General features: G+C 31.5%; 19 protein-coding genes. 15 read left to right on the top strand and 4 right to left on the bottom strand.

What is annotated here, in order from left to right; all coding sequences use genetic code 11:
* Positions 1-350: 350 nt before the first annotated feature.
* Genes IPK88_17545 through IPK88_17535 form a run of 3 tightly spaced genes read right to left on the bottom strand, consistent with a single transcriptional unit; the run spans position 351 to position 3,514 of the window.
* Positions 351-1,850: a GldG family protein gene (locus tag IPK88_17545; GenBank protein MBK8245235.1), complete on the bottom strand. Its 1,500-nt coding sequence runs from the start codon at positions 1,848-1,850 to the stop codon at positions 351-353.
* A 9-nt stretch (positions 1,851-1,859) separates the two neighbouring features.
* Complete coding sequence (locus tag IPK88_17540) at positions 1,860-2,579, bottom strand: ABC transporter permease subunit (GenBank protein MBK8245234.1); 720 nt, start codon at positions 2,577-2,579, stop codon at positions 1,860-1,862.
* Between the two features lie 8 nt (positions 2,580-2,587).
* Positions 2,588-3,514, bottom strand: a complete 927-nt coding sequence (locus IPK88_17535; GenBank protein ID MBK8245233.1) for an ATP-binding cassette domain-containing protein — start codon at positions 3,512-3,514, stop codon at positions 2,588-2,590.
* A gap of 278 nt (positions 3,515-3,792) precedes the next feature.
* Between IPK88_17535 and IPK88_17530 the strand changes: the two genes are divergently transcribed.
* From IPK88_17530 to IPK88_17460, 15 genes are all read left to right on the top strand, one after another.
* Positions 3,793-4,842, top strand: coding sequence for a hypothetical protein (locus IPK88_17530; GenBank protein MBK8245232.1), 1,050 nt, complete (start codon positions 3,793-3,795; stop codon positions 4,840-4,842).
* A gap of 78 nt (positions 4,843-4,920) precedes the next feature.
* Positions 4,921-5,439, top strand: coding sequence for a UpxY family transcription antiterminator (locus IPK88_17525; GenBank protein ID MBK8245231.1), 519 nt, complete (start codon positions 4,921-4,923; stop codon positions 5,437-5,439).
* A gap of 100 nt (positions 5,440-5,539) precedes the next feature.
* The gene (gene rfbF / locus IPK88_17520) at positions 5,540-6,316 is read left to right on the top strand and encodes a glucose-1-phosphate cytidylyltransferase (GenBank protein MBK8245230.1); all 777 of its coding nucleotides are present in this window, start codon (positions 5,540-5,542) and stop codon (positions 6,314-6,316) included.
* Complete coding sequence (gene rfbG / locus IPK88_17515) at positions 6,301-7,377, top strand: CDP-glucose 4,6-dehydratase (GenBank protein ID MBK8245229.1); 1,077 nt, start codon at positions 6,301-6,303, stop codon at positions 7,375-7,377. Before rfbF ends, rfbG begins: the two co-directional genes overlap by 16 nt.
* 8 nt (positions 7,378-7,385) lie before the next feature.
* A complete protein-coding gene (gene rfbC / locus IPK88_17510; protein MBK8245228.1) occupies positions 7,386-7,937 on the top strand; it encodes a dTDP-4-dehydrorhamnose 3,5-epimerase in 552 nt (183 codons plus the stop codon).
* 28 nt (positions 7,938-7,965) lie between these two features.
* A complete protein-coding gene (locus tag IPK88_17505; protein MBK8245227.1) occupies positions 7,966-8,796 on the top strand; it encodes an NAD(P)-dependent oxidoreductase in 831 nt (276 codons plus the stop codon).
* Between the two features lie 33 nt (positions 8,797-8,829).
* On the top strand, positions 8,830-9,558 hold the full coding sequence (locus IPK88_17500) for a cephalosporin hydroxylase family protein (protein MBK8245226.1): 729 nt from the start codon (positions 8,830-8,832) through the stop codon (positions 9,556-9,558).
* Positions 9,559-9,582: 24 nt separating this feature from the next.
* On the top strand, positions 9,583-11,094 hold the full coding sequence (locus IPK88_17495; GenBank protein ID MBK8245225.1) for an oligosaccharide flippase family protein: 1,512 nt from the start codon (positions 9,583-9,585) through the stop codon (positions 11,092-11,094).
* Positions 11,084-12,265, top strand: a complete 1,182-nt coding sequence (locus IPK88_17490; GenBank protein MBK8245224.1) for a glycosyltransferase family 2 protein — start codon at positions 11,084-11,086, stop codon at positions 12,263-12,265. Before IPK88_17495 ends, IPK88_17490 begins: the two co-directional genes overlap by 11 nt.
* Positions 12,266-12,296: 31 nt before the next feature.
* Positions 12,297-13,481 (top strand): glycosyltransferase family 4 protein, encoded by a 1,185-nt coding sequence (locus tag IPK88_17485; GenBank protein MBK8245223.1) that lies wholly within the window; start codon positions 12,297-12,299, stop codon positions 13,479-13,481.
* 11 nt (positions 13,482-13,492) lie between these two features.
* On the top strand, positions 13,493-14,632 hold the full coding sequence (locus tag IPK88_17480) for a glycosyltransferase family 4 protein (GenBank protein ID MBK8245222.1): 1,140 nt from the start codon (positions 13,493-13,495) through the stop codon (positions 14,630-14,632).
* A gap of 2 nt (positions 14,633-14,634) precedes the next feature.
* The gene (locus IPK88_17475) at positions 14,635-15,942 is read left to right on the top strand and encodes an oligosaccharide repeat unit polymerase (GenBank protein MBK8245221.1); all 1,308 of its coding nucleotides are present in this window, start codon (positions 14,635-14,637) and stop codon (positions 15,940-15,942) included.
* On the top strand, positions 15,935-17,041 hold the full coding sequence (locus IPK88_17470) for a glycosyltransferase family 4 protein (protein ID MBK8245220.1): 1,107 nt from the start codon (positions 15,935-15,937) through the stop codon (positions 17,039-17,041). The genes IPK88_17475 and IPK88_17470 overlap by 8 nt, the downstream gene beginning before the upstream one ends.
* An 8-nt stretch (positions 17,042-17,049) precedes the next feature.
* Positions 17,050-18,930 (top strand): asparagine synthase (glutamine-hydrolyzing), encoded by a 1,881-nt coding sequence (gene asnB / locus IPK88_17465; GenBank protein ID MBK8245219.1) that lies wholly within the window; start codon positions 17,050-17,052, stop codon positions 18,928-18,930.
* A gap of 37 nt (positions 18,931-18,967) precedes the next feature.
* Positions 18,968-21,079, top strand: a complete 2,112-nt coding sequence (locus IPK88_17460; GenBank protein ID MBK8245218.1) for a bi-domain-containing oxidoreductase — start codon at positions 18,968-18,970, stop codon at positions 21,077-21,079.
* 213 nt (positions 21,080-21,292) lie between these two features.
* Here IPK88_17460 and IPK88_17455 read toward each other — a convergent pair whose 3' ends face one another.
* Complete coding sequence (locus IPK88_17455; GenBank protein ID MBK8245217.1) at positions 21,293-22,471, bottom strand: acetyl-CoA C-acyltransferase; 1,179 nt, start codon at positions 22,469-22,471, stop codon at positions 21,293-21,295.
* Between the last annotated feature and the right edge of the window lie 77 nt (positions 22,472-22,548).

Below are 22,548 nucleotides of genomic sequence, written 5' to 3'. Positions count from 1 at the left end.
GAATGTAAAGACATTCTATTTTACAAAAAATATTAAATCAAAAATTCAATACAGTAATTTATCATCTCTGCTTCAAGTTTATTAAACTTGTCAAATATTTGCATTAATGGTCCTGTCCCAGATTTATGCTGTTTTAATAGACAGATTGAATGCATTTCAATTTATTTGATTAATATTTATTAGGTTGAAATTTCGATAAATAAATGAATAATATTTGATGAATGATTATTATCCAATACTCAAATAAATAATTTAAAAAAAGAGCACTTAAAAAATCGATAATTACTTAAAAAATAAACTTTGTGCTAGCTCAATATTTTATTAGAATCAAAGGTCCGTTTTTGAAGTCCTTACACATATCTTTCTTCCATTCTTTGGATTCGTTTCCTTCTATTCATCGAAGATCTAAAAAAGCTATAAACTAAAATCAAACCAATAGGAAGTAAGAAATTCAAATATTTATAAAGGCTCCTGGTGGCGTCATCAAGTTCTTTAATAGGTCTTGTATCAACTGCTTTGGTTCGCAGATCTATGAGACCAGTATCATCACTTAGCCAGTCTATACCATTAACCAATAGGCTGACATTGTCTGCATTGATTTGTTGATTTCTTCCACGACCAACCGGGAAATCTCCATCGGTATATACAATGAGTCTTGAACTTCTATCTCCAACGATTTTGCCTTCCAAAACACCACCCATACAAATATTCGATTGAGGAAAATCACTTTGAGTCCATTGGCGCTGAATATCAAAAACTAATGGGAGATTTTCACTAGCAGATTTGTCTGAGGAAAGTAAAAGTGGGGTAAACACATTACGAGCATCACCACCATAACTTAGCGGGCTTGCAAACTGTAAAATAACGCGTTCTAAACCTTTTGTAACTGGGTGTTCAGGAAATTTTTGAACCAATGGCAAATAAGGCATTTGTATTGGTGTGTTAAAGGAGAAAAACCCATTTTGTTGTTGCACTTGTACTTGTCCACAAGCTACATCGCGTACCAATGCATCTTCGACTTTTAGACCTTTAGTGTTAAGCCATTCTTTTAAACCGGTTTTTGAAACATTCACCAATCCTTGTTGCATATCAGCTTCAATATGGTTCATTGCTAATAAGATATTCCCACCATTTGATAGGTATTCATCTAATTTTGCTAAATCAGCTGGTGGAAAACTATCTTGGGGTCTAACTATGACGAGAGTTTTATATTTACCAAGATCAACAGTATCAGTAATGTATACGGATTCAGAATGATATAAGATGTTCAATGATTCATAAGCCTGAGCTAATTCCTGAATTGCAGCCTCCCGGTGTCCCTGCAGAAATCCTAAAAGTGGTTTGTTTTTTACAGCTAATTTCTTAATACTTGTGGTAAGTGCATATTCCATGGCTGTGCCGGGTTGTATAACTGGAATAACTTCTTTGGCGTCTCCTATTTTAACGGTAGCACCCAGAAATGCTTTGAGTTGCTTTGATTGATCTTTCTCCCGAACATTGATCATCACAGGTTGAATGCCTTCTTTCATGGCTTCTTCTTCCTTTTTGGGATCATCATTTGGTGATATGAATTGATATTCTACTTGTCCTTTTGAAATATTAGCAAATTCGTTGAGTATGTCTTTTAATTCTTCTTGAGTTTTTGCAACATCAGTAGGTAGATCATTTGAAAAGTAAGCTGTAATATTTACTTTTTTATCTAAATTTTTTATAATATCTTTTGTTGCTTTACTCAGCGTAAATTCTTTGTTTTGAGTTAAATCGAATCTGAAAAAGAATTGCTTTGCCAAAAAATTTATAGCTACAAATCCTGTGATGGCGATAAGAATTTTTGTTCCTAATGAATTCATGGTTGATAATTATTTTCTTTTTGCAATAAATAATTCTGCTAAGTATAATCCTAAGCCGGTTAAAGTAATAAAATACAATATATCTTTTGTGTCTATCACGCCACGAGAAATGGAATCAAAATGTTTACTCACACTTAATGTGCTAAAAATCTGTCCAAATAAACCCCGGCTTCCATATGAAAACACATCAAATAAAAAATGAAAGAATATGCCTATTAATAAAGCTAATAGAAATGCAACGATTTGATTGTTTGTAATACTACTGGCAAACAAACCAATGCCAATATAAGCTGCACTCATTAGAATAAGGCCTAGATACCCACTGATGGTAGCGCCATGGTCTACAGCGCCTAATTGACTAATTGAAAAGTAATAGGGTAGGGTTAAGGCTAATGCAATGATGATCAACAATAGACAAGCCAAAAATTTGCCTAAGATCAATTGTCTATGGCTAACAGCTTTTGTTAGCAGTAATTCAATAGTACCTGTCTTTTTTTCTTCAGCTAGCATTTTCATGGTAATAGCAGGAATAAAAAAGAAAAGTGTCCATTTTGCGATACCAAAAAATACCTGTAAATCTGCTTCTTTCCTAATAAAAACATCTGAGCCAAAGATCCAGGTAAAAAAGCCACTAAATCCAAGAAAGGCCACTAACATAATATAAGCTGTTAATGAATCAAAAAAAGAAGCTAATTCTTTCTTTGCAATAATTGAAATTGGAGATTGCATAATTTTGCTTAATTTATAGTAAGGTCACGGAAAATGTCTTCTAATTTCGTTTCAAAAGGAATCATTTCAAGTAAGTCCCATCCGTTCTTTACACAAAGATGAAAGATTTTTCGATTGAGTGGTTCAGCATCGTGGGATTGGATTTCGAATTTGTTCTCATTTCTATTAATTAGATCAACCATGCTGACACCAGGTTCATTTTTTAGTACTTCGTAAATGTTGTTTTGATTGGGACCATCGATACGAACATGTAGAATTTGTCGATTTTCCGATTGCTTTCTAAGATTAGAGACTGTTCCATCAGCAACAATTTTGCCTTTGTTAATGATCAATAATCGATCGCAAGTTGCTTCTACTTCCGGTAAAATGTGTGTACTAAGAATAACCGTTTTTTCACGTCCTAATTGTTTGATTAGTTCTCTGATTTCAACAATTTGATTTGGATCTAGACCAGTTGTCGGTTCATCAAGAATCAGAATTTTAGGATTGTGGATGATAGCCTGTGCAAGTCCAACGCGTTGGCGAAATCCTTTAGACAGTTCACCAATTTTTTTATGTTTTTCTACATCTAGGCCACATTTTTTGACCATATTTCGGATATTATTCTGAATTTCACCTTGTGGCACACCTTGCAAGGCCGCACAAAAGGCCAAGTAATCCAACATGGGCATATCTTCATACAAGGGATTATGTTCAGGAAGATACCCAATGCTTCTTCTCAATTCAATGGCATCTCTGGAAGACGAGGAGCCATACCAAATGGTACCATGATCTGGTGAAATATATTGGGTAAGCATTTTCATAGTGGTGGTTTTGCCAGCACCATTCGGCCCTAGAAAGCCAACGATTTCTCCTGACCTTACCTCGAATGAAATGTTGTCAACTGCTTTTTGATTGCCAAAACTTTTTGATAAGGACTCAATTTTTAAATCCATAATAATCTGATTGTCAAAAACTTAAATAATATTTTTTAATGTTGAGTTGCAAATTTAATAATTATAAAGTTTTAGAAATACTAAAAAAATGTTATTTTTTATGAGAAAATGTCATAAAATTTAAATCAAGTAAATGAAAGAGAACACAAATGAAGATTTATCAAATTACAGGTACAGTTTTTTAGATCAAATATTTTTATATATGTAAATTATTCTTAGTTTTGCCTTTAGATATTACAAAAAAAATGATTGGAGTCAAAACAATGGATTATTAAGCGATGGAAGCATTACAACATCAGCCTGAATTTAGCTTAAAAGATTGGATTAATTCCATGAAGGGCTATGGTTTGGAGATCAAAAGGAATGGAAAAATCATCTTATTGGTTATGGTTCCATTTCTCGCTTACTATTTATATAAGACTTTTTCAAGTCCAGTGCAGTATATTGCCCGAGCTACATTCATGTTGAATGAATCAGAAGGCGGTCAATCCGGCTTGGCAAGTATCTTAGGCCAATTTGGATTAAACGCACCAGGACAACAAGTGAGTCTTCAAAAAATTGTTGAAATTGCCAAAACAAGAAGGATTGCTGAGTCTGTTTTTTTTCAGAAAGTAAAAATCAACAATCTCGAAGACTATTTAGGTAATTTCTTAATTGATGAATTGGTTCGTACCAATGAGTGGTTCGCAAAGGCTATTTTAAAACCTATTTCACCACTGCGCTCGTATCGATTTACCCATGGAGAGGTCAATAAATTTTCAGAAACGGAAAATTTGGCTTTGCAACAATTGCATAAGTTGTTTTTGTCTAAATTGGAAACTGGATTCAATGAGAAGACTGGAATTATGGATATGGCGACACGGTATACAGATCAAAACTTATCTTATTTGGTTTGTATCCATTTATTTAATCAATTGAGTACTTTTTATATCAATAAATCAGTTGAACGCCAACAGGAAACTTTTGATAATTTACAGCACAAAGTAGATAGTCTACGTGATTTAATTTACCGGAAAGATTATTCATTGGCAAATATTAAAGATACGTATCGCAACACATGGTTGAATGAAAATGCAGTGCCACAAATACAAGTAGACAGAGATATTAAGGTTTTTAGTATTCTGTATGGAGAAGCACTTAAAAATTTAGAGTTCGCATCATTTACATTACAAACACAGACGCCATTTATTCAAGCTTTGGACTTACCTATAATCCCTTTGGAAGTAAAGAAAGAAAAGCTTTTATATAATTTAGGTAAAGCAATTGCAATTGCCTTACTGCTTAGTGTTGGTTTTATTATTTTGAGAAAAATAATTAGAGATAATTAATTTAATATATTATATTATTGTAAAAAGGTATCATTAGTATTTTATTTATAATAGCGAATGGAAACTGAATTGAACGTGATGGATAAAAAATGGAAGGTTATACTTGTTCCACATCGTAGAGAAAAGTTCGTTGGAGAAATATTAAGTAGGCTAGATTTAGAATGTTATATTCCATTAATTCGGAAAACAAAAAAGTATCAGCGCAAAATAAAATTTTTTGATATACCACTAATATCTAATTATGTTTTTGTTAAAATATCCAGTGCGGAGGAAATTAAAATTTTACAAACACCAAATGTTCAAGGATTTTTAACATTTGGTAAAAAAAAGGCGACAGTTCCGGAAAATGAAATCAATATTTTGAGGCGCATTTGCAATGAAGGTGTAAATGTTGCTTTTGGAAATGAAACTCATGTTGAAGTAGGCCAAGAGGTTGAAATAGTAAGTGGTAATTTGACAGGTATAAAAGGTAAAATTATTCAAAATTGCGGACCGAAACAGGTGTTAATTGAATTAACAAGTATTGGTTTGTCATTGAGAATATATATAAATAATCAACAATTAAATTACTTGAATAGGACTTTTCAAGTGGCTTAATTCAAAAATAAAATTTTATTTGGTAAGTTGGTGAGACTTATCAACGGCGAAGCCTTGTTTTTTTGTAAATTGATCAATTTCTTAAAATGTCATTAATCATATGAAAGTAGTAATATTAGCCGGAGGACTTGGAACACGATTAATGGAAGAAACAGAATCCAGACCAAAGCCCATGGTTGAAATCGGAGGCAAACCGATTTTGTGGCATATTATGAAAATCTATGAAGCACAAGGATATAATGATTTTATTATTTGTTTAGGTTACAAAGGTCACATGATTAAGGAATATTTTTTAAATTATTATTTATATAATTCAGATGTAACTATTGAGTTAGAAAAAAATAAAGTTGATGTACATTTTTCAAACAGTGAATCTTTTAAAGTAACTTTAATCGATACAGGAATAAATACAAATACAGCAGGTCGTATAAAGAGGATACAAAAATATACGAAAAATGAGACCTTCATGTTAACTTATGGGGATGGCCTTTCAAATATTGATTTAAGTAAACTAATAGAGCAGCATAGAATTTCAAAGAGGTATGCCACACTTACAGCAATACAAATTCCCGGGAGGTTTGGACATTTAGATATTAATGAAACCGGAATTGTTGGTAACTTTCAAGAAAAGCCAAAAACAGATGGCCTTTGGATCAATGGAGGTTTTTTTGTTTTGGAGCCACAAATATTTAATTATTTGGAAGGAGATATGGATATGATTCAGTGGGAAATGCAACCCCTTATGAAAATAGCTGCTGATGGACAATTGGCATCATATTCACATCGTGGTTTTTGGAAAGCTATGGATGCTATGAGAGACCGCATTGAACTTGAAGAGTTGTGGAAATCAAATCAAGCTGAATGGAAAATTTGGTAGAAGATTTAGCAACTTGTTATTCAAATAAGAATGTATTTGTAACAGGACATACTGGATTTAAAGGCTCTTGGTTGGTTGCAATATTTCAATATTTTAAGGCCTATATTACTGGTTATGCATTAGCTCCTGATTGTTCCCCTAATCATTATTCATTATTGCCAATAGATTATATATCTCACAAGGGCGATATATTAAATTTAGATTTATTAAAGGAGAACATAAAAGCAGCACAACCTGAAATCATATTTCATTTAGCAGCACAATCATTGGTTAGAAGATCTTATGAACTTCCAATTAATACCTATCAAACCAATGTGATTGGAACCTTAAATGTATTAGAAGCAGCTAGATCTTGTAGTAGTGTCCGAGCAGTAGTTGTAGTCACAACTGATAAAGTTTATGAAAACAAAGAGCAGGACCTTCCATATAATGAATCTGATGAATTGGGTGGTTATGATATGTATAGTTCATCAAAAGCATGCTGTGAATTATTGGTAAATTCATATAGAAGATCTTTTTTAAATCCAAGTCGTTATGGAATTGGTCATAACATTTTAATTGCAACTGTAAGAGCGGGGAATGTTATAGGTGGTGGAGATTGGAGTATGGATCGATTAATACCTGATATTGTGAAAGCGACTGCACGTCATGAACAAGTTGTAATAAGAAATCCTAATTCAATAAGGCCCTGGCAACATGTAATGGATTGTTTAACTGGATATTTGCTGCTTGGAAAGAAATTATTGGAGCAAAATATTGATTATTCTGGATCTTGGAATTTTTCACCGGAGTCAAATGATTGCAGAACAGTTGAAGAGATTTTAAATTATTGTAAAAAGAATTGGGATGATGTTGATTTTGCAATCAGTAATTTAAATGACGATCGGCATGAATCTAAAATTTTAAAATTGAGTCATGATAAATCCGCAAGACTTTTGGATTGGCAAACAAAATGGAATTCCAAACAAGCAGTGGAAATGACTATAGCGTGGTATAAAAATTATTATATGAATCATGTTGTACAAACCAATGACCAAATAAGAAAATATTTTAATGGTTAAGTAAGTTTATGGATTTTAAAGAAACTATTTTTCCTGAATTAACTGTAATAAATGGAATTCCATTTATTGATGACCGTGGTGCCTTTGTACGAATTTATTGTAAAGATGAATTTTTGAATCATGGGATTACAGAAGAATTTGTGCAAACAAACCTTTCAATAAATACAACTAAGGGGACCATCCGAGGCATGCATGCACAAAACAAACCAAATTCTGAGGCTAAACTGGTCCGATGTATTTCGGGTCGAATTTTGGATGTTGTGGTGGATTTAAGATATTCATCACCAACTTTTTTAAAGTATTTCTCTATAGAGTTATCTGCAAATGATTATAATGCTATTTACATACCTAAAGGGTTTGTGCATGGATTTCAAGTTTTGGAAAATAATTCTATTTTAGTATATCATGTGAGTGCTAATTATAATTCCAAACATGAATTTGGAATTCGATATGATGATCCAATTGTAAATATTCAATGGCCTTTAAAACCTATAAATATAAGTGCAAAAGATTTGTCGCATCCATTATTAAGCCAACAATTTAAAGGTCTAGATATATGAATTATCATACGTTGTTGATTTTTTGCAAATGAAGGTTGCAATAACGGGCGGAACAGGTTTTGTTGGCCGTTATGTTGTGGAAGAACTTTTGGATCGCGGTTTAGAAGTTTTAGTTCTAACAACAAGTCCTGACAGAGTTCAACAGTTTCATTGGCGTGATAAAGTGATTGTCATAAAAGCAGATATAAATTTATCTATATCAAATGAGGTACTTAATCAATTCAATGGAATTCAAAAATTAATACACCTGGCTTGGACAGGTTTGCCAAATTACAACAACCCTATACATTTTGAAAAATATTTAATGCCTCAGTATTATTTTTTGAAATCAATTATTGAATTTGGCATTTGTGATATTACAATTAGTGGTACTTGTTTTGAATACGGAAAAAGGGAAGGTTGTATTACTTCTGACATGTTTACGAATCCTAACACTTATTACGGATTAGCTAAAGATACTTTGCATAAGTTATTGGTGTTATTGCAAATGAATAAATCGTTTGTTTTAAAATGGATTAGATTATTTTATTTATTTGGAGAGGGGCAAGCAGAAAGTACAATTCTTGGATCTCTTAATGCTGCGATTAATAATGGTGACCAGACTTTTAATATGAGTTTAGGAAAACAAGAGCGAGATTATTTGTCAGTCCAAGATGCAGCAAAAATGCTAGTTAATCAGGCAATATTAGTTAATGATAATTGTACTGTGAATTGTTGTAGCGGAATTCCTATTAGCATTGAATCGTTGGTTGAAAAATTTGTTAAGCAAAATAATGCAAAAATAGAATTAAACAAGGGGTATTATCCGTATAATGTTTATGAACCTATGAGTTTTTGGGGGCATAATGATTGTGATTAAATTATTTTTTGAAATTTTAATATATAAAAATGTATGACTGAATTAGAGCGATTTGAAAAAGAAAAATCAGAAAGGATAAAGAATAATGGAACTAATGAAAGTTTAAAAAACGCTGCTCATCAGTTTAATATTGAATCTAACAAAGTTCAATATACCTATAATTTCACTTGGATGGGAATACCAATAATTCAATTTCCTCAGGATATGATTGCTATGCAAGAAATCATATGGGATTTGAAACCTGATTTAATTATAGAAACTGGAATTGCTCATGGCGGATCAATTATTTTTTACGCGTCTATATTGGAGCTCATAGGTAAGGGAGAAATGTTAGGTATTGATATTGATATACGAGCTCATAATCTTGTGAGAATTAATGAACACCCTATGTCAAAGCGTATAAAAATGATTCAGGGATCTTCTATTGACGTGGATATTGTCAACGAGGTCGCCAAAATTGCTAAGGACAAGTCAGTTGTATTAGTATGTCTGGATTCAAATCACACGCACGAACATGTATTGGCGGAATTGAATTTGTATCAACAATTTGTTACTAAAGGATCGTATATTGTGGTTTTCGATACTATCATTGAAGATATGCCAAAGGGAATGTATGATCGTCCTTGGGATCAAGGAAATAATGCAAAAACGGCTACTTGGGAATTTTTAAAGAATAATCAATCATTTGTTATAGATGATGGTATAGATTCTAAATTGTTAGTCAGTAATGTGCCACAAGGATTTTTAAAAAGGATTTCATAAACTCCTTGATAGTTTTTATTCTTAATGTTTAGCGGTTTTAGAGCAAATATTCTTTCCAATTTTATATTGCAGATTTGGCTATTTATTGGTCAGCTGATTTTAATTCCAGTTTATATTAAGTATTTAGGAGTTGAACAATATGGTTTAGTTGGTTTTTATGCAAGTCTTCAAAGTATTTTTTTGTTATTTGATTTGGGTATGAGCGCTACGATTACCCAAGAAATGGCAAAGGAGTGTGAAACCCTAGAAAAAAAGCAACGCATTGTAAACTTAACCTTTACACTTGAATGTATTTTCTGGGGGCTGAGTATTTTATCTTTTGTTGGATTGTTTCTTACGGCACATTTATTTGCAAAATCTTGGTTTGTAGATTCTAATTTGAGTTCTGAAAAAATTATTCTGAGTATACAGTTAATGGCATTTTTATTATTATTTAGATTGCCTTTAGGTTTGTATATGGGTGCAATGACTGGTTTACAACAACAAGCCAAATTGAATTATTTTACTTTGATTATTGAATTTGCAAAATTTATTTCAATCCTTATTTCATTTTACTATTTTAGCAGTGATATTATATCTTTCTTAATAATACAAATTGTTTTTGGCATTATAATGATTTTCGGATTAAAAATATTTGTTTGGTTTAAGATAAATATCTTGAAATTTAAAGCCATGTGGTCTAATTATGTTCTAAAGGAAATTCAACATTTTTCATTGGGAGTTGCAGGAATAGCTATAGTTTCGATATTATTAACTCAAGCTGACAAAATCATACTAATGAAATTTGTCAGTTTGAAAGATTTCGGGTATTATACATTAGCGTTTTCAATAGCCTCCATACCTTCTAAAATTGTTGGAACAATAGCAACCGTTTTTTACCCTAAATTAGTCAAGCAATTTTCTCTTAATAATCTAACTGAAATGTCAAGGGTTTATCACGAAGGATGTCAGTTTATTTCTATCTTAATTATACCAGTATCTGTTGTGTTATTATTTTTTACATCCAATATTTTAAATTTATGGTTTTCTGATATTGACTTAGTGAACAAAATCGTTTTTTTAGTCAGGGTATTTGTAATTGGGTTTTTATTTAATGGATTTATGACGATGCCTTATTATCTGCAATTAACTATTCAATGGACGAAATTGTCATTTTATAAAAATATTATTGCCATTATTATACTCGTACCCTTGATTTATTTTCTAACGGTATTATATGGAATTTATGGAGCAGTATGGTTTTGGTTAATTTTAAATTTATTATATCTGATATTTGAAATTCCAATTATGCATAGAATGACTTTACAAAAGGATATGAGAATATGGTATCAAGATGATATTTTATTACCATTAACAATTGTTATTGTTTTCGATTTTTTGTTTTATGAATTATTGAATTATTTCTCGATTTCTAATCTAACAGTTATTGTTTTATGTTCATTTCTGGTTTTAATTCAAATTATAATTCTGAATATGATCTTAAAGCATAACCCTATCAGTAATTTTATAAGAAATAATCGTTTGTATGAATCATAAATTAAATATCATTATTCCGACAAAAGATAGAGCAGAAACACTTATCTGGGCAATTAATTCCTGTCTACAGAATAAATATAGTCATTTTAGCATCATTGTATCTGACAATGCAAGTACTGACAATACAGAAGAGGTTGTAATGAGTTTTCGTGATCCCAGGATCACCTATTTGAAAACTCCTTTTCGAATGAGTATGACTGCAAATTGGGAGTTTGCATTGAAGCATGTTAAAGAAGGTTATGTTACCGTTTTGGGTGATGATGATGGTTTTCTTCCGAATAGTTTTCATGATATCAATGAAATGTTAAACAGACATCCATCAAAGGCAATATCTTGGAAACAATCCTTTTATCGTTGGCCAAATAATGATTTTGTTAGATTGAAAAACCTTTTGCAAGTGCCATTTAAGGTGGGCTTTGAAATGAGAAAATCACACATAGTATTAAACAAGGTTATAGACCAACAGATGTTCCCAGGAGATTTGCCGTGGCTTTATGGTGGATTTGTTAGTATGGATTGTATTCATGAAGTTAAGGATAAATCAAATGGAGTTTTCTTCCATTCTAAAATACCTGATATCTATTCAGCGATGGTATTAAGTTCCATTATTGATGAATATTTATTTTCTTATACACCTTATAGTATTGCTGGTCATTCTGCTAAAAGTAATGGAGCAGCACAAATTCAAAAAAATGCAAATGAAATTTTAAGTAATGATATTTTTTTAAAAGAATCTACAGATTTTCCTTGGCATCCTAAACTGGAATTTGTTCATGTGTATCCTTTTATTATTTGGGAATCCATTTTACAAGCTATGGAAGTTGGAATATTTACCCCCAAAGTGAAAATGGATTATCAACAATTATTTGACAAAGGAGTCCAACATTGTGTTCAATTAGGAATCATTGAAACAGAAAGAAATAAGTTAGAAATTATTGCGAGTAAAAATAATTTGGTTTTTAAAAATAGGAAGTATTTTAACAAAATATGGTGGCTTATTTTGAATTTGAAGCATTATATTCATGTTTGGAGTAATAATGCATTCTATATGTGTATAAATGCTAATGTGACAAACGTATTAGAAGCATCCGTATTTCAATATTCTTTAGTTCGTCCTAGTTGGATTGGAATGATTTTTAATAATTTGAGCTTATTGTTAAAGTTGGTTTAAATTGGTTAGTGTTTGTCAAATAGGTGGAAGAATGCAATATGCCGTTGCAAGGATATTCGATTCACAACAATTGCTATCAAAATTGTATACAGATTTATGTTTTGATAAGTTTCCATTTTCAGTAATCAAGGATTCTACTTTTTTTTCTAAATATGGATCTACCAGAAAGGTTAATATTGATCCTAGGCACATTGAGCATTTTCCACTTTTAGCCTATCAATATTACCAGAATAAACAAAATGCCAATACTGTAGCGTTAGAATACCAAAATTACATGTGGATGGAGGAACAGTTTGGTAAGAAGGTAATAAACCAATTGAAGAGCGATGGATCTGAGTATCTATATGTTTTTAATACTGCAAGTCGGATTATTGGAAAATGCAAGGGAGAAAAAAAGATCATTTTAGAACAATGTAGCCTCCCATTTGGACAATACCGTAAAGCTATTATTAGTGAATTTGAGAAGAATTCAGGATGGTGCAAGCCAGAAGCTATTTATAGTTTTTTGGATGAATCCGTTGAACAGTTTATTTTACATGAGCGTGAGGAATGGATTAATGCTGAGTTTATCATTGTTCCTTCTGTATCCGTAAAAGATTCTTTGATTTCCGAGGGTGTAAACCTATCAAAAATCATACTTGTTCCCTATGGAATTAATTTTAGTACGGATATAGATTTACCTGATCAGATCGATAGAAAGCGATTTTTGCCATTTACTGTTTCAACAGTTGGATATTTGGAATTAAGAAAGGGAATACATCATTTTTTAAATGTTGCTAAGGCTTATCCAAGTGCGCAATTTAGGGCTATTGGTAAGCAAGGGAATTTGATTCCAGATGATAAATTATCTGAACTTAAGAAATATGTTGAGTTGACTGGACATTTGGATAGGTTAAGTTTAAGCAAAGAATTTCAAAGAACTCATGTCTTGTTATTTCTTACTATTGGAGAAGGATCAGCAACTGTGGTATATGAAGCATTGAGTTTAGGGATACCTGTGATCACAACTAAGGAAGCAGGTTCCATCATTGAGCATGAAGTGAACGGTTTTATCATTGAACCAGATAATACATCATTGATTATATACTATTTGGAAAAATTGAAAGATCCGGACTTTTATCGTTATATATCAATGAATGCATTAACGCGAAGTCAATATGGTAACTTTGAAGCTTATAGAAATAGGCTATTGGAAAACTTAAATTTTGTGCTTTAAATTTATTTTTAATGAGTAAAATGTCACTAAGTTTCTATACCAATATTCCTACACCAAATCAAGATGATTTTTTCGAAGAATTGAACCAAGTATTTATATTCAATGCAATTTTTTATGAAAAAACTGAAAATGATCGGCATTGGCAAATAAGTAACAAGACCTATAAGCATGTGTATTTAAAAGATAGCAAATTAATTAAATGGGTTCAACATTTTTATAAGGATTTTCATTTTAGCTGGAGTATTGTTAAATATTCATTAAATGAAAGTAGTCAATTTATAATTTTATCAGGTAATTATTTTGCTCTTAATACAATAATTGCTGCTTTAATATTAAAAGTCAGAGGAAAAAAAGTAGGTTTTTTTAGTGAAAAAATTAAGGAAGTACATGGTTTTAAAAGATTGGTGAAGAGAACGATTTTGTTCCCGTTTGTTAAATTGCTCGACTTTATGATTTTTGTCGGTGTATGTTCCAAACAAAGTTATGGTTCCCTGGGGTTTAATGTTAAGCATCATGTTATTATTCCATATAATATTAATAATTCCAGTTTTAAAGACATTAATTTAAATACTGATAAATTGAAGCAACTGAAGGATGAATACAATTCGAACACTCATTTTACTTTGTTAACGTCAGGTGCATTAATTGAACGAAAAGGTATAGACTTTACTATAAAGATTATGGAACATTTAAACAAGGAGCGCATAAGTAATATACAGCTGCTTATTCTGGGCGATGGCCCTTTAAAGCAATCTTTACAAGAATGGTCAAAGGAATTGCCTATCAATTTTCTAGGGTTTAAACAGAAAGAAGAAATACCTTATTATTTTGGTATTGCAGATGTGTTTTTGTTTTGTTCTAGATACGATGGTTGGGGATTGGTAATTAATGAAGCTATAAGTGCAGGATTGCCTTGTTTAGTTAATAAAGATGTGGGTTCTTCTGAACTTATTGAAAACTATGTCAATGGTTTTATTTGTGATAATCAAAATTTACAGTCATATGTAAATGCCATTGAAATGTTATACAATGACAAAATTTTAGTAGATTCCATCCAAACTAATAATCTTCAGTTAAGTGAACAGATTAGTTCCGCATCAATGGCTACTAAGCTCATTCAATTTTTTAACGAGAAATTTAATAATAACTAGAATTGAATATTTATATCATCATTCTATTTAATATTATTGTATTTGCGTTAGGATATTTATTTTTGTTAATTAAGGGATTTCGGGAGCATATATTATTTGCATTTTCTTGGATTATATTCACCATCTATTATTTTTTAACACCGCTTTATTTTTTTAGCATTGGTAGAAAGACTATTTGGGGTGATACGTACTCATTTTATGGAGTTGGAGAAATTATCACCGAATACTATGATGAGGGATTTCTGTATTTTGGGTTAGCTCACTTGATGTTTTTTTTGGGTTATTTTCTTGTTTCGTATGTGCCTTATCAGAGTATTAATAGGGTTACTATTGATTCTAAAAAGAGAATTGTTATTATTACACTATTATGTTTTATTATTGTGTATATAAATTTCGTTTCATCCGGCGTTAATCCATTGGATGTATTATTGGGAAATTCTGACGAATCTCTTTTTGGAGCGGCTGGTGAGTCGAATTATTTTAGAAATTTTGCAGATTCCTTAGTTACTTGTTTAATTATTTGTGTGTTTGTGAAAGTAGATAAAAGATTTATTTACTTAATGGTATTGATTTCTTTTTTACTTTTTGGATTAATGGGTTTTCGATATCGAATTGTAATTACTTTTTTAGGTTTTATATTATTATACTTATTTAGAGTTCAAATATCATACAAGAAACTGATAAAGCCATTATTTATATTTTTAACTGTAATGTATTTTATATTATTCATCACAATCAATAGATACAGTCTTATTTTGGGGAATTTCAGTCAGCTAGAATTTAATCCAATCCAGTTTGATTCTGGTCAATTATTAGCTGAACAGACTCGTGGAGCATTGGATGACATTACGATTATTAAGTATTACGATTCCCATATTAACCCCAAACATGATTATGGTATTACTTTTTTATATTTCGTTATCAGAGCTTTGCCAAGAGCCATTGTTGGAGATTGGAAAGATAAGTGGTATCCGCCCCCGGCTTTTCCAATCATAGATCAAGCCTATAATTTGCCTCGTGCTTGGGAAAATACAGGTGAGGCTCCATTGCATTATGCCTATTTCATTATTGCCGGTGGTTTAATTTTTTTAATTATAGGTTCTTTTTTAGTAGGAATTGTTTTGCGATTTATAAGTATTAATAGGCATTATAAAATCCCTAGAGATAGGATTTTTTTAACTATTGTATGCATGGGATTATTTCAATGGTATACCAGAGGCTATTTTCCCCAGTTTGTCGACCATTTGGTTTTTTTATTGATCCCATATTGGCTCTATTTTGGATTGGGTAAAAAATCAATAAATGCCTAAAGTTTTATTTGTTGGTCCTTATCCACCTCCGGTACATGGACAGTCCAATGCATTCAAAATGGCATTTGATCAATACAAGTTCTCGAAATTTTTAATTTCACAAAATTTTGAAAAAATATCACAATCTTATAAGGTATTTGTTACAATTCGTGTAATTGGGTTATATATAAAATCTTTTTTTGACTTTTCCATTGATGTTATTTATCTGTCAGGATCACGTTCTTTGTTAGGAGCTTTTAAGGATGTTGTTTTGATTTTAATTTTTAAATTGAGAGGAATACCTATAATAAATCATGTCCATGCAGCTAATTTTGACCAATTTCTAAATGGGTTACCCTTTTTAGTTAAACAGATTTATTTATATGCATTTAAAAAAGTTGATGTTTTTATTTGTTTGTTAGAAGAAATGCAGCTGGAGTATTTGAATTTTTCTTCTACTTCTAAAACTTTTGTTGTTCATAATTTTTATGATCCAATATTGGATAAAGTTGAAGTGGTTATCCCTAAGCATAATGATGTTGTTATCATTTCATATTTTTCAAATTTGATGTTTAGTAAGGGGATCTTTATATTATTGGACGCATTTGAGTTAATTCATAATCATGATTTGAACATTGAATTGCATATAGCAGGTGGGTTTTCAGATGATGAATTTATGACTCGGAAAGAAGTTCAAATTAAATTTGAGGAATATTTGAAAAGGAATTCAAGAATTAAATATTTTGGTTCTGTTTATGATAATCAGAAAATTGGATTTCTATTAAATTCTGACCTTTTTGTTTTACCTACATTTTATAAAAGTGAAGCATTCCCAATATCAATTTTGGAAGCTATGCGAACAGGTTCATGTATAATTACAACGCAACATCACTATTTACCCAATTTAATTAGTGAAAAGAATGGTCAGTGTGTTAAGTGTAAGTCCGTAATCGATGTATCGAATGCCCTACTTTTCTATTTAAATAGACCTGAAATGCTTAAAGTCATCCAGGAATACAACATTATTTATGCAACAGAATCCTTTAATGTTTCTTTTTATTTGAAAAAAATTGATCAAATTATTGAACATGTCAGATTAAGTAACCGAAGTAAATTATAACTTGAAAAATGTGTGGAATTTTCGGTATTAGCGGTGGTCATCAAGAGATAGATTTAACTCAAATCAATGATTTATTAAAGCATCGTGGGCCAGATGATTTTGGTATTTATTCTAATGAATTTATTTCATTATTGCATAGAAGATTGTCCATTTTGGATTTATCTGAGTTGGGTCATCAACCTATGTTTTCAAAGTGTGGTCACTATGTAATTGTATTTAATGGGGAGATTTATAATCATTGGGAAATTAGAAATGAACTCTTAGGTAAGTATGAATTTATATCTACCAGTGATACGGAGACTTTGCTGTATGCTTTTATTGAATATGGTGAAACCGTTTTATCTAAATTAAATGGAATTTTCGCTTTTGCAATTTATAATATAACCACAAACGAATTATTTATTGCAAGAGATCATTTAGGTGTTAAACCTTTATATTATAGTTGTAATGAGAAACAACTCATTTTTTCTTCTGAGTATAAGGCAATATTATCATTAATTGAAGATCATTCATTAGATTACCATGGGATACTTAATTATCTTTATTTTTTATGGTCACCAGGACAAAGAACGCCGTTCACTCAAATTCATAAACTTTTACCAGGGCATTACATAAAGTATAATAATCATCAGCGTTTAGAAGTAATTAAATATTATGAAATACCCTTCATAGGCAGTTATAAATTCCAATCCACACTAACTTGGATGAATGAAATTGAATTTCAAATCTTGAAATCAATACAAAGTCAGTTGTTATCAGATGTACCTGTTGGTTTTTTTCTTTCCGGAGGATTGGATTCAAGTTTGATAGTAGCTATGGCAGCAAAATTGAACCCAAATTCGAAGTTAAAATGTTATACCATTGGATCTGATGCAAATTATATTAAGGAGGGTTTTGTTGATGATTTGCATTATGCTAAGCGTGTTGCTGAATTGTATAACATAGAGTTGATTGAAGTGGTTAATGAAATAGATTTTGCTGAAGAGTGGGACCGATTAATTTGGCATTTGGAAGAACCGCAAAGTGATACTGCTCCAGGGTTGGTATCAAATATTTGTAGAAGGGCTAGAGCTGATGGGTGCTATGTATTAATGAGTGGGACAGGTGGTGATGATCTTTTTTCAGGATACAGGCGGCACCAAAGTATTGCTTTTCAACAATGGCTTAGAAGACTTCCGTTAGCTAAAATGGGTCTTCAATTGTTGACTTTAATGTTTGAGAAAAAACATCCAATCGGACGAAGGATATATAAATTTTATAACAGTTTTAGACAGGAGAATACTGATACGTTTATTTCCAATAGTTTTGCTTGGTATGACTTAGATCAATTAAAGAAGTTGTTTAAACCTGAAATTCGGCAATATATTCAAAACATAAACCCGGAAGATTATTTAAAAGAAAGTTTAAATAACATACCCTTTGAAAAATCAAATCTGAATAAGATGCTTTATTTAGACATTAAATATTTTTTGGCCGATCATAACTTAAATTATACAGATAAATTAAGTATGGCGCATGGAATTGAAGTTAGAGTGCCGTATTTAGATAAGGATTTAGTTGAATTAACAACTCAGATTCCTATTTCATTAAAAATGAAAGGACAAACAACAAAATTCATTTTAAGAAAAATTGCAGAAAAGTATCTTCCTAAAGACATTATTTACAGATCAAAGTCTGGTTTTGGTTCACCAGTTCGTCAATTAATAAGCCATGAGTTAAGAGAATTTGTTGATGATCGATTGTCTAAAGTACGATTAGATGATCAAAATATTTTTAATGTAGAGGAGGTACATAAACTAATAAAGGATAATTTAGATCAAAAAGTTGATGGATCTTATATTATACTCAGTTTGTTGGCGATTGAATCAGTAATTAGACAATTTAGATAAGGATTAATTTATTTTTACCATATTTTATTAACATTATATGTTCCAAATAATTCAGAATTTACAAACAGGGACTACAAGTTTAATTGAAGTGCCGTGTCCGCTACCACAAAAAGGACAAATTTTAATAAAAAGTCATTTTAGTTTAATGTCACTGGGTACCGAACGTATGTTAGTTGAATTTGGTAAAGCTAGTTGGATTGACAAAGCAAAGCAACAGCCGGATAAGGTTAAACAGGTTTTACAAAAAATTAAAACAGATGGTTTAGGTCCAACAATAGAAGTGATCAAGAGAAAATTGGACACACCTATTCCTTTAGGTTATTCCAATGTTGGTGAAATTATTGGTGTTGGTGAAGATGTCATTGAATTTAAGATTGGGGATAGGGTAGTATCTAATGGACCACATGCAGAATTCGTTTGTGTTCCGCAAAATTTAGTAGCTAAAATTCCTGAACGAGTATCCTATGAATCAGCTTCTTTTACGATTATAGGGGCTATAGGATTACAAGGTATACGACTTTTAAATCCAACTTTTGGTGAGACTATAGTTGTTATTGGTTTAGGTCTGATTGGAATGATAACTTGCCAATTATTAAAAGCTAATGGATGTAAAGTTATAGGATTTGATTTAGATCCTGATAAGATTAAATTAGCTCAATCCCTTGGATTTTCAGCATTTCTATTGGAACAAAGTAATGATCGAATTTCTGTTATTGAGAATTTAACTTTGCGGTTGGGTGCAGATGGGGTCATCATTACTGCAAATTCTAAATCCAATGATGTCATTCATGAAGCAGCACAAATGTGTCGCAAACGAGGTCGTATTATATTAGTAGGAGTTGTAGGATTAGAATTAAGACGGTCTGATTTTTATGAAAAGGAAATTACATTTCAAGTGTCTTGTTCATATGGCCCGGGACGTTATGATGACACTTATGAGCAAAAAGGTATTGATTATCCAATAGGATATGTTAGATGGACTGAGAAGAGGAATTTCGAAGCTGTATTAAATGCATTGGAAGAAGGAATTTTGAAGGTTGACGAACTAATCAGTAGTATAATTCCTATTGAATCTTTTAAGTTGGTGTATGATGAAATTTCAGAATCAAAAAATATAGCTACTCTATTTAAATATGCTGAAAATAAAATACCTGAAAAGTCTACTTTAGTTACTAACCGAAATATTATTCTCAAAGCAGGCAAGGAATGTATTGGTATTATTGGAGCAGGAAATTATACATCAAGTGTGGTATTGCCTATATTAAAAAAGTATAATGCGCAAATAAAATATTTGTGCAGTGCCAAAGGATTGACAGCCTCAACGCTAGCCAAAAAGTATTTTATCCAAAATGCTACTTCTGATTATCGTATACTTATAGAAGATAGTGACGTTAATACTATAATTATTACTACAAGGCACAATACTCATGCGCAATTGGTTATTTCTGCATTGGAAGCTGGAAAAAATGTTTTTGTTGAAAAACCATTGGCATTGACATTAATGGAATTAGATCAAATAGAAGCAGCACATAAAGCATCAAAAGGCCAACTTGTAGTTGGATTTAACAGAAGATTTGCTCCATTGGCCATAGAGCTTCGAAAATTGATTTCCGGTACGGATATCCCTATATCTGTTATTGCTACTATGAATGCCGGACCATTACCTTTGGATCACTGGACAACAGATCAAATTACCGGTGGCGGAAGAATAATTGGTGAAGCTTGTCATTATTTTGATTTAATTTCAAGTCTTACAAATTCTTCGATCAACCAAGTTATCATGAATTCAATCGATGTTGATGAAGATACGGCAAGTATATTATTACACTATCAAAATGGATCATTAGGAGTTATTAATTATTTTTCTAATGGATCTAAAGATTATAATAAAGAAAGAATTGAAGTGTATTCTCAGGGTAGAACTGCGATCATTGATAATTTTAAACGACTAGATAATTATGGTTTTGGTCGTTCAAGTATCTCGCTTAAACAAGATAAAGGTCAAGACAATCAATTCAAGTATTTTCTTGATAGTATTAGGCACGGGGGCAAAGCAATCATTCCAATTGAATCCATTCTTAATACCTCTAAAGCGGTTATTGGTGCAGTATTATCACAAAAATCAAGAAATTGGTATAAAATTAAATAATCCTTTTTAAAGTTTAAGAACTGTAGAAAGAATGCCAACAAATTGATCAATGAACGTATGTTGACAAATTTAATTTATCAAATATTCTAATTGGAGTTAGGGCCATATCTAAGTTAACTTTAGCAAAGTCTTATTCGAATTAAATGATTAAAATGAAATCATTCTTTAAATATAATCTCTATATTTAATTATAATACTTTAGATAGGACTTTCTTAAATTCTTTCGATAATAATAGCGGAAGCTCCGCCACCACCATTGCAAATAGCTGCTAAGCCATATTTAGCTTGATTTTGTTCAAGTACTTGGCTAAGTGTGCATACTATTCTTGACCCTGAAGAACCTAATGGATGACCTATTGAGACCGCGCCTCCGTTTACATTAAATTTAGCTAAATCAACTTCTAAAAGTTGAGCAACTACAATAGGAACCACAGCAAAGGCTTCATTAATTTCGAAAAAATCAATATCGTTTTTGTTTATTCCGGATCCTTCAATACACAAATTAGCAGCAAGAGCTGGACTTGTGGTGAATAATCTTGGTGCTTGTTCAGCATCAGCGTAATTCACAATTCTAGCTATGGGTTTTATATTGAGTTCTTTGATTTTTTTTGCACTCATTAAAACAAGTGCCGATGCGCCATCATTTAAAGTAGATGCATTAGCAGCGGTTACAGTGCCATCTTTTGAAAAAATAGGTTTTAAGCCTGGTATTTTAGCAAAATCAACTTTCTTATATTCTTCATCTTCAGTAAATACTAAGGGGTCTCCTTTTTTTTGTGGTATCGAAATGGGAACTATTTCATTCTTAAATTTACCATTTAATGTGGCCTCAGCAGCTCTGGAATAGGATTGAATGGTAAATGCATCTTGAGCCTCTCTAGAAATTTGATATTTTTGGGCTGTTTCATCACCACACACACCCATCGGAATGTGGTCATAAGCATCCATTAAGCCATCTTTTTGTAATCCGTCGATGATTTCACCTCCACCAAATTTATAACCCCATCTGGCTTGGGACAAATAATAGGGGATATTTGACATACTCTCCATTCCACCTGCCACAACAACATCGGAAAGGCCTAATTGAATAGCCTGAGCACCAAAAATAATGGACTTCATTCCCGAGGAGCATACTTTGTTGATAGTCGTACAATTAGTGTGTACGGATAACCCTGCGCCTAAGGCGGCCTGTTTTGCCGGGGCTTGACCTAAATTGGCTGAATTTACATTCCCCATAAACACATCTTGTACTGATTCAGGGTTAATTCCAGCTCTTTCCACAGCTGATTTAATGGCTATAGATCCTAATTGAGTAGCTGAGAAACCTGTCAAACTCCCTCCAAAAGAACCGATTGGGGTTCTTGCTATTGATACAATATATACCTCGTTCATATTTTTTTCAAATTAAGCCGCAAATGTATATGATTTAACCTTAAAAATTCAAATTAAAAGATGACTATATCTTTAAA

The sequence above is a fragment of the Candidatus Defluviibacterium haderslevense genome, assembly GCA_016712225.1.
GTDB classification, from domain to species: domain Bacteria; phylum Bacteroidota; class Bacteroidia; order Chitinophagales; family Saprospiraceae; genus Vicinibacter; species Vicinibacter haderslevensis.
Note: the sequence above shows the minus strand (reverse complement) of the source record. Positions and strands in the feature narration are given on the sequence as shown.

What these genes read in the sequence shown, in the direction of transcription:
- IPK88_17480 (MBK8245222.1), top strand. Translation starts at nt 13,493, where the DNA reads ATGAGTAAAATGTCACTAAGTTTCTATACCAATATTCCTACACCAAAT.
- rfbF (MBK8245230.1), top strand. Translation starts at nt 5,540, where the DNA reads ATGAAAGTAGTAATATTAGCCGGAGGACTTGGAACACGATTAATGGAA.
- IPK88_17545 (MBK8245235.1), bottom strand. Translation starts at nt 1,850, where the DNA reads ATGAATTCATTAGGAACAAAAATTCTTATCGCCATCACAGGATTTGTA.
- IPK88_17525 (MBK8245231.1), top strand. Translation starts at nt 4,921, where the DNA reads ATGGATAAAAAATGGAAGGTTATACTTGTTCCACATCGTAGAGAAAAG.
- IPK88_17495 (MBK8245225.1), top strand. Translation starts at nt 9,583, where the DNA reads ATGTTTAGCGGTTTTAGAGCAAATATTCTTTCCAATTTTATATTGCAG.
- IPK88_17470 (MBK8245220.1), top strand. Translation starts at nt 15,935, where the DNA reads ATGCCTAAAGTTTTATTTGTTGGTCCTTATCCACCTCCGGTACATGGA.
- IPK88_17490 (MBK8245224.1), top strand. Translation starts at nt 11,084, where the DNA reads ATGAATCATAAATTAAATATCATTATTCCGACAAAAGATAGAGCAGAA.
- IPK88_17505 (MBK8245227.1), top strand. Translation starts at nt 7,966, where the DNA reads ATGAAGGTTGCAATAACGGGCGGAACAGGTTTTGTTGGCCGTTATGTT.
- IPK88_17535 (MBK8245233.1), bottom strand. Translation starts at nt 3,514, where the DNA reads ATGGATTTAAAAATTGAGTCCTTATCAAAAAGTTTTGGCAATCAAAAA.
- IPK88_17455 (MBK8245217.1), bottom strand. Translation starts at nt 22,471, where the DNA reads ATGAACGAGGTATATATTGTATCAATAGCAAGAACCCCAATCGGTTCT.
- IPK88_17530 (MBK8245232.1), top strand. Translation starts at nt 3,793, where the DNA reads ATGGAAGCATTACAACATCAGCCTGAATTTAGCTTAAAAGATTGGATT.
- rfbG (MBK8245229.1), top strand. Translation starts at nt 6,301, where the DNA reads ATGGAAAATTTGGTAGAAGATTTAGCAACTTGTTATTCAAATAAGAAT.
- rfbC (MBK8245228.1), top strand. Translation starts at nt 7,386, where the DNA reads ATGGATTTTAAAGAAACTATTTTTCCTGAATTAACTGTAATAAATGGA.
- IPK88_17540 (MBK8245234.1), bottom strand. Translation starts at nt 2,579, where the DNA reads ATGCAATCTCCAATTTCAATTATTGCAAAGAAAGAATTAGCTTCTTTT.
- IPK88_17460 (MBK8245218.1), top strand. Translation starts at nt 18,968, where the DNA reads ATGTTCCAAATAATTCAGAATTTACAAACAGGGACTACAAGTTTAATT.
- IPK88_17500 (MBK8245226.1), top strand. Translation starts at nt 8,830, where the DNA reads ATGACTGAATTAGAGCGATTTGAAAAAGAAAAATCAGAAAGGATAAAG.
- IPK88_17485 (MBK8245223.1), top strand. Translation starts at nt 12,297, where the DNA reads ATGCAATATGCCGTTGCAAGGATATTCGATTCACAACAATTGCTATCA.
- asnB (MBK8245219.1), top strand. Translation starts at nt 17,050, where the DNA reads ATGTGTGGAATTTTCGGTATTAGCGGTGGTCATCAAGAGATAGATTTA.